Source organism: Mesorhizobium sp. M4A.F.Ca.ET.022.05.2.1 (assembly GCF_003998845.1).
GTDB lineage: Bacteria > Pseudomonadota > Alphaproteobacteria > Rhizobiales > Rhizobiaceae > Mesorhizobium.
In genome coordinates this window covers 1-1,120 of record NZ_RZOJ01000744.1, presented here as the reverse complement: position 1 = coordinate 1,120, position 1,120 = coordinate 1, and the positions used below count along the sequence as shown (strand labels likewise).

Annotated in this window: 1 protein-coding gene and 1 pseudogene; both read left to right on the top strand. The window is 66.5% G+C overall.

Features of this window, described 5'->3' with window-relative positions; all coding sequences use genetic code 11:
• Positions 1–459, top strand: a pseudogene (locus tag EN745_RS35075) (ABC transporter permease); the annotation flags it as partial.
• Positions 456–1,120 (top strand): ABC transporter permease (locus EN745_RS35070; protein ID WP_145992340.1); only part of this gene is annotated, 665 nt, incomplete at its 3' end. The pseudogene EN745_RS35075 and the gene EN745_RS35070, both read left to right, overlap by 4 nt.

The window sequence follows — 1,120 nt, the reverse complement described above, 5'->3', positions numbered from 1 at the left end:
GTGCTGATCGTGTGGGTGCCGTTCAGCCGCTCGGAGCTTGGCCGCGCGGCCTACGCCGCCGGCTCCTCGGAAACCGCCGCCTACATGTCGGGCGTGCCGATCCGGCGCGGGAAATTCGTCGCCTACGCGCTTGCCGGGCTGCTTGCCGCGATCGGCGGGCTGTTCCTGACCTTCTTCACCTATACGGGTGACGCCGCCTACGCCAGCGGCAATGCCTATACGCTGTTTTCGATCGCCGCCGTCGTGCTCGGCGGCGTTTCGCTGTTCGGCGGCAAGGGCAGCGCCATCGGCGCGATCTTCGGCGCGCTCGCCTTCCGCACCATTGGCGACCTTTTGTTCGTCTTCGATTTCGATCCGCTCTGGCAACCGCTGTTCCAGGGCGTCATCCTCCTGATCGCGGTCAGCCTCGGCGCCTTCGCCCTGTTCAGGGTCCGCAACCGGCTGGAGTGGTTCCTGTGAGCGAAACGACCATCGGCGGCATCGCCGGGCGCATGCCGAAATTCATCCGGCGCGCCGATCCGGCTGTTATCACGGCCTTCGCCTGCATAGCGCTGCTACTGTTTCTCGGCAGCCTCTATTCGCGCAGCTTCCTGTCGCCGGAATATCTCTTGCAGCAGCTCAAAGTGGCGTCGTTCCTCGGCGTCATTGCCACCGGCATGATGCTGGTCATCCTGCTCGGCCAGATCGACCTGTCGGTGCCGTGGTCGGTGGCGGTCGGCGCGATGATGGCCGCCGCGGCCGCGGCCTACGGTCCGGTCGGCGTGGCGCTTGCCATCCCGTTCGGCATTGTCTGCGGCATCGCGATCGGCGTCGTCAACGGCATCGGCGTCGCCTATCTGCGCATCCCCTCGATGATCGTGACGCTGGCCACCAACGCCGTCGCGCAAGGGCTGATGGTGGTCTACACGGGAGGCTTCTCGCCGCAGGATTCGGCAACGCCGGCCATGCGCTACCTGGCGACCGGCTTTGCCATTCCGGCGGTGCCCAACGCCGTCATCATCTGGGCGCTAATCGGCGCGGCCGAAGCCGGTACGGGTCAGCACGAAGACCATGGCCGCGCCGTCTACGGCATCGGCAACCGTGAGCGCGCCGCCTATCTTTCGGGTATCGACACACGCCG